At 51.7% G+C, this 6,967-nt stretch carries 3 protein-coding genes; all 3 read left to right on the top strand.

The window, feature by feature from the left end:
- Positions 1-16 precede the first annotated feature (16 nt).
- Genes HMPREF0372_RS11825 through HMPREF0372_RS11815 form a run of 3 tightly spaced genes read left to right on the top strand, consistent with a single transcriptional unit; the run spans position 17 to position 6,930 of the window.
- The gene (locus HMPREF0372_RS11825; RefSeq protein WP_039997382.1) at positions 17-2,317 is read left to right on the top strand and encodes a DEAD/DEAH box helicase; all 2,301 of its coding nucleotides are present in this window, start codon (positions 17-19) and stop codon (positions 2,315-2,317) included.
- The gene (locus HMPREF0372_RS11820; protein WP_007492659.1) at positions 2,314-5,589 is read left to right on the top strand and encodes an AAA family ATPase; all 3,276 of its coding nucleotides are present in this window, start codon (positions 2,314-2,316) and stop codon (positions 5,587-5,589) included. Before HMPREF0372_RS11825 ends, HMPREF0372_RS11820 begins: the two co-directional genes overlap by 4 nt.
- Positions 5,590-5,619: 30 nt before the next feature.
- Complete coding sequence (locus HMPREF0372_RS11815) at positions 5,620-6,930, top strand: McrC family protein (protein WP_050810496.1); 1,311 nt, start codon at positions 5,620-5,622, stop codon at positions 6,928-6,930.
- Positions 6,931-6,967 lie beyond the last annotated feature (37 nt).

Genomic DNA, 6,967 nt, shown 5'->3' with positions numbered 1-6,967 from the left:
TCACCGTCCAATATGTTTGACAAACCTACATACCTACCGCTCCGCCTCCGGCAGCAGTGCTGAAGACCTGTTCATAGAACTGTTCTCTGACACCTTCGGCGCTGAGAAAGCCGGCTACCTCTACTCTCAATATCCCTTCTCTGACATCTACCAGAACAGCCGGTTTGCTGACTTTCTGATTGAAAACGGCGGACGTAGGGTGGCTATCGAGATCGACGATGAGGCTTCTCACAACCCCAAGCTGATCTCCCAGAACAAGTTCTACGATGACCTGCTCAAGCAGAACAGCATGATCTATCTGGGCTGGGATGTGTACCGCTGGGCGGTGCGGCAGATGCAGCAGCAGCCGGAGACTGTGAAAGACGAGCTGCGAGTTTTCCTGGGCCAGCACCCCAGTTTCAGGGAAATCGAGGACTACCTCCCCACCCAGCGGGGCAAGTCCCTGGACGGCTCCAAACTGGAACTGAAGGAGCACCAGAAACAGGCTTTGGCAGCTTTGGAGGAGATGCGCTGCAACTTCGAGACCATTGCCCTTCTCTACCACGCAACGGGCACCGGCAAAACGGTGACCGCCGTCATGGATGCCAAACGATTCGGCAAGCGCACGCTGTTCCTGGCCCACACAGTGGAACTGGTAGACCAAGCCACCAAGACCTTCCGGAAACTGTGGCCCAGGGCCACGGTGGGCCGCTATGTGGAGAGTATGAAGCAGGGCAACGCCTTCGTGGTGTGCGGCAGCATCCAGAGCGTGGCACTGAATCTGGAGCGGTTCAAACCGGATGACTTCGGATACATCATCGTGGACGAGGCCCACCACGCCTCCGCCGATACATACCAGAAAGTCCTGGCCTACTTCACGCCGGAATTCACCCTGGGCTTGACCGCCACACCGGAGCGGGCCGACGACAAGAATATCCTGGATATCTTCAAGAACACCGCCCACAAGTTGGATATCCAGACCGCCGTAGAGATTGGCGAACTGGTGCCGGTGCGGTGTATCCGCATTCACACCAATATTGACCTGACCAAGGTGCGGTTCAACAGCGTCCAGTACAACATCCGGGATCTGGAGAGCAAGATCTATGTGCCGGAACGCAATCAACTCATTGTGGACACCTGGCTCCAGTATGTGAAGGACAAGCGGACGGTCATCTTCTGCGCCTCCGTCAAGCACGCTCAGGAGATCGCCGGGCGGCTCCATGACGCTGGTGTGGCCGCTGAGGCTGTGTCCGGCGAGATAAAGGCCAGCGACCGCCGGGAGGTGCTGGCCCGGTTTGAGAAGGGCGAGACCAAAGTGCTGTGCGCCTGTGATCTGCTCAACGAGGGCTGGGACTGCCCAGCCACCGAGGTGCTGTTTATGGCCCGACCCACCATGTCCAAGGTGCTCTATACCCAGCAGCTGGGCCGCGGCATGCGGCTGTCCCCCGGCAAGGAGAGCCTGATGGTGTTTGACTTCGTTGACAACGCCAGCCAGTACAACATGCCCTACTCCATGCACCGGCTGTTCCGGTTGAAGGAGTACAAGCCCGGCGCTCTGGTGTTGGGCACCAAACAGCAGAAAACCGCCGAACAGGGCCTCTACGACCGGGGCGAGCGCCCGGATGCCCTCATCGACTGGCCGGTGGACGCCCTGGACTATGAATTGGTGGACATCTTCAACTGGCAGGAAGAAGCCGCCGGCATGATCTCCCAGATGGAGTTTGTCCGACGAGTGGACGTGCAGACGGAGACCATCGAGCGGTATGTCCGGGACGGTCTGCTGGTACCCGACCTGGTGGTACCCATGAGTGAACACCGGACCTTCAAGTACTTCAAAGAGGAAACCCTCCAGAAGTATGCGAAACAGTACGGCTGGACGCTCATTGACGACTCCAACCGCAAGGATCTGTTTCTGGATATGGTGCGGCAAATGGACATGAGCTACTCCTACAAGCCGGTACTTCTCAAAGCAGTGCTGCTGTTTGCTGACGACAAAGGCCGGGTGAAGCTCAGTGATATCGTGACCTACTTCCGGGAGTTCTACGAGGCCCGCAGAGCGGCAGGACTGGTGGTGGAAAAAGCCAACAGCATCTACGCCAAGGGCGGCTATACTGACGCCCAGGCCCAGCGGAATATCCTCTCCAACCCCTTCAAGCGGTTTGAGGATATGCAGATGCTCCATCACACCAAAACCCTGGGCGTGATCCAGGTGGACGAGTCCGTCTGGAAGAAGCTGACCCGGGAGGAGAAACAGGAGATCGAGCGGATCTGCGATGAGAAGTTGGAGCAGTATTATGGCCGATTCCAGGCCGCACAAACGGAGGGTGACCTCAAATGAATCAAGAGATATTGAAAAAACTGAAAAGTACCCCCGAGCTGTCACCGGATGTACACGACGGCAGCTATGAACTGGTGCGTGCGATTGCGTCCGCCTATCGCGATGTGGATGAAGCCACGCTGGACTACCAGGATCTTAATGCCATTTATCTCATGTGCATTGGAACATGGCGGCACAGCTATGACAAAAAGCATGAAGCTGTCCATGCAACGCATCTGCCCGAGGTGCGCAAACAAGAATTGGACCATTTGATTGATGACCTGAAAAGCCGGGCGGACGCTGGCGTGTACAAGCACCAGGAAAAAGCGGTCTCCGGAACAGGCCATATTGGAATGTTTGGTACTGGTTTTTACTCGTTCCAGGGCAAGACAGATATCCAATCCGTGCGCGCTTTTATCCGGATGTGCGTGGATCTTCTGGATATGACGGACGATGAGGAGATGTTTCAGCGTGCCGCATCGGTGCTGACGAAATCGTTCCGCGGGATGCAGGCCGCGGCAGCCTCTGTGATACTGCACTGCTTAAAACCGCTTACCTTCCCTGTCATCAACAGCAATGTGGGCAGTGAGGATATTTTTGCGGCACTGGGGATTGAACTCAAATCCCGGGGCAAACTGGAAGCTTATATAGATAACTGCCGGAAAATCAAAGATTTTCGGGATGCCAATTTCTCCTTCAAAAATTATCGGATTCTGGATATGGCAGCTTGGGAGCTGTCTGCCGATCCCATCCGTCGTGTTGTCAGCCAATACAAGGAATCCTTTGCCGCCTGGTTTCCGGAAGAAGCGTATAAGTGGCGGGCAGTCCAATGTTTCCAGGAGCATTGGAATCCAGAGAAAGCCGATTTTGCAGAAATGCTGAAGGAATCCTTGGCCCAGGCGGGAAATCTGCTGGACACCAATTACTCGTTTCCCTGTAAGATGATCACATTTTTTGCGGGAAAGGAGCCTGATATGGTCCGCTCTATGTTTCAGCAGCTCTTGGCTCCCAGAGCGGATATTGTCGAGCAGATCCAAAACTTTAAGCAAAGTGCGGATACCCTGTTAGCCAAGTATCAGTTCAAAGAAAGCATGAAGCAGCATTATCAAGGGGACCGCACAATCTGTACCTATTTATTTTTTGCACAGCCCGATCGATATTTTCTCTATCAATACGGGAAACTCAAGGCTTTTCTGGCAGAGACCGGCTTGCAGGCCATCTGCAAAATGGGAGATAGCCAGAATGTGCTTACCTACCAGGAGATTGCCAACCGGGTCCTTTCCTGCGTTCAGCAGGACAGTGAGCTGCTGAATCTGTTTGAAACCAAGCGGGCAGAGCTGGGCAGCTCGTATTATCCCGATTCTGCGCATCACCTTTTGACGGATGATATCATCTACTTTGGAAGCCAGCTTTATAAAAGTGACTACTGGCCGTCCCCGGCAGAGTATGACCCGGAGATCAGTGCAGAACAGTGGTTAGAACTTCTTGCAGACAGATCCGTCTGCACAGCAGAAAATCTGTTGATTCTGAAAACCATGCAAGAATTGGGCGGCGAGGCGACCTGTAAACAGCTGAGCCAGCAATCTGGAGGGTCTTCTGCACATTATAATAGCAGTATGGTTCAGTTTGCCAGACGCGTACAGGAGAAAACGGGCTGCCCGTTGGTTCACAATGAAAATGAGGATCAGAAATGGTGGCCAATTCTGTTTGTGGGCCGCACAGCTCTTCCGGGCCAGCCTGGTACATACTCCTGGAAACTTCGTGATGAGTTGGCAGATGCACTCAAACTTCTATCGCGGAATGAGGTGAACAATCCGATGCCTTTTGCAAAGAATACAATTCTTTATGGCCCTCCAGGGACGGGTAAGACTTACCAGACCATCAACTATGCTGTGGCGATCATTGAGGGGAAATCGTTGGAAGATGTCCAGGCAGAAAACCACGAGGAGGTTCTGAAGCGATACCGGCAGTATCGGCAGGATGGGCGGATTGAGTTCACCACTTTCCACCAGTCTTTTGGATATGAAGATTTTATAGAGGGAATTCGTCCTAAGTTCTTCGGCGAAAACGAGGAAGAAGCTGGTGAGATCCAATACGAGATTACAAAGGGCATATTCAAAGCGTTTTGTTTGAAAGCTCAAATTCCAATCGCAGATGCCAAGCAATCTCCCTACGGTTTTTCTGATACACCTTCTGTTTGGAAAGTCTCTCTCGGCGGTACAGGAGGGCATCCGCTTCGCAATTACTGCATGCAAAACGACTGTATTCGCATTGGATGGGATGAGTATGGCGAAACCGTTACAGACGAAACGAATTACTTTGTTGGTGGAAAGTATGTGCTGAACGCATTTTTGAATCGGATGCAGTTAGGAGATATTGTCCTTTCTTGCTATTCTGCCCGAACCATTGATGCTATCGGCGTTATCACCGGTGATCCAGAATGGCTCCCAAATGAAGATCACTATAAGCGGTCCCGAAAAGTGAACTGGCTCCTGAAAGGTAAGAAAATTGATATCGAAGAGTTTCAATTATCGCGTTCGCTGGTTCAATCCACAGTGTATCAGCTGGATACCACTGCGGCTGAAGTTATCAAAGTTCTTGAGAAAAACGGCTTTGCGCCGACAACTGCGGTAGAAACAAAGCCCTATGTATTTATTATTGACGAGATCAATCGTGGAAATATTTCTAAAATTTTTGGAGAACTGATCACATTAATTGAACCCTCCAAACGTCTCGGCCAAAGTGAGGGATTACAAGTTAGACTGCCGTATTCTCAAAAGCTTTTCGGGATTCCTGATAATGTCTATCTGCTTGGTACTATGAATACGGCCGACCGTTCCATTGCTATGTTGGATACTGCCCTTCGCCGCCGGTTTAGTTTCACGGAAATGATGCCAGACAGTGGCGTTCTGGATGGTGTAGAGGTCGAGGGCATTTCCATCAGCGGTTTGATTACGACGCTAAATCGCCGGATCGAGGTTCTGTTTGACCGGGAGCATACGCTGGGACACGCTTTCTTTACCCCTCTGCGTCAGTCCCGCTCCATTCAGACCCTGGGCGAAATCTTCCGGGATAAGGTCGTTCCACTTCTGCAGGAGTACTTCTATGACGACTATGAGAAGATCTGTCTGGTGCTGGGAGATAAAAAGCGTCCAGAACATCAGCGATTTTTCAAGGTTGAAACAGCCGATCTTCAGAGCTTGTTCGGTACAGATCTTGAATTTGAGGTAAACCCCACATACCACATCAATCCGGCCGCTTTCTTTGATGTCGAAGTGTATCGGAATCTCTGACTGGCGTATTCCATTGGGAGGTGAACTCCATTGAAACAATATACCATTCGGGAATATATGGGGTTTACCCGCAATGGACCGCCGCGGGCAGGCATGATCTATTTGCCAGAACACGCTTTCGATCAGCTGGAGCAGTTTATTTTATCCAATCGGGACACAAATTCCGGTGCTGAACCGCTGGAGTTGATGAGCCTGAGCGCAAGGCCCGGTTTGGGTAAGGTAATTACTGCGAAAAATTATGTGGGTGTCGTTACCACCAGAGACGGAACAGAGATTGAAATTCTGCCCAAACTGACGCTGGCAAAGGACAACAGTGACCAAGCTGTCCGAAAGGTGTTTCTCACCATGCTGCGAACGGTCCAGGAGGCTCCGTTCAAGACATTTCGCACCGCCCACCTGAATACTTCCCGTATGCGCTTGCTGGATCTGTTTGTGCGCATGTTTTTGGACGAGACCCATCGGCTAATTCAACGCGGTTTAAAATCGGATTATACGGTAAAACAGGACAACGAAACTTGTGTCCATGGAAAAATCGTATTCTCGGAGCATATCCGAAAGAATCTGCTGCACCGGGAACGAATCTTCGTGGAGTACGATGTATTCAGCGTGGATTGCCCGGAAAACCGCCTGGTCAAGTCCACGGCGCTCTACTTGCAGCGGCACACCACGGATTTACAAAACCGCAAGGATCTGCGGATCGTGTTATCCGTCATGGAGCAAGTTCCTGTTTCCAAAAATGTGGAGCAGGATTTTCAGAGATGTGGGCAATCCCGCTCCATGGAAGACTACCAGCGACTTCTGGAGCTGTGCCGGGTATTTTTGCAAGGAAAGAGTTTTACCGCCTTTTCCGGCGGGCAGGCCGCCCTGGCTCTCCTCTTCCCCATGGAGCGGATTTTTGAGAGCTATGTGGCAGCAGTTCTGCGTCGGCATTTGGATTCCAAGCAGTATCGTGTTCATGTGCAGGCAAAAGGTAAATATCTCTTTGAACTGCCCCAAAAACAGTTTGCCCTGCGGCCGGACTTGGTGATTGAAGATTTGAACAGCGGGGAAAAGACTGTATTGGACACCAAGTGGAAACTTCTGTCCCCTCAGTGGCACAATTACGGAATCTCACAGACTGATATGTACCAGATGTACGCATACCAGAAGGAATATCAGGCGAAACAGACGGTGCTGCTTTATCCGGATTGTGAGGCAATGGCAGATCAGAAAATTCCTCTCTGCTATTCTTCTTCCAGCGGGAGCCTGGTCAGGGTGCAGACCTTGCATTTGGATTCTCCGATTGCTATGGTTGAAGCAGTGAGAGAGTTACTGGATGTAGCGTCCCAGCCTTCAAAATAGCAATATACGGCCATCAAGAAGAGAGTACAGCAAAACG

This window comes from Flavonifractor plautii ATCC 29863, assembly GCF_000239295.1.
GTDB lineage: Bacteria > Bacillota > Clostridia > Oscillospirales > Oscillospiraceae > Flavonifractor > Flavonifractor plautii.
The sequence above is the reverse complement of the archived record's forward strand: the minus strand, read 5'-3'. Positions and strand labels throughout refer to the sequence as shown.

What these genes read in the sequence shown, in the direction of transcription:
- HMPREF0372_RS11820 (WP_007492659.1), top strand. Translation starts at nt 2,314, where the DNA reads ATGAATCAAGAGATATTGAAAAAACTGAAAAGTACCCCCGAGCTGTCA.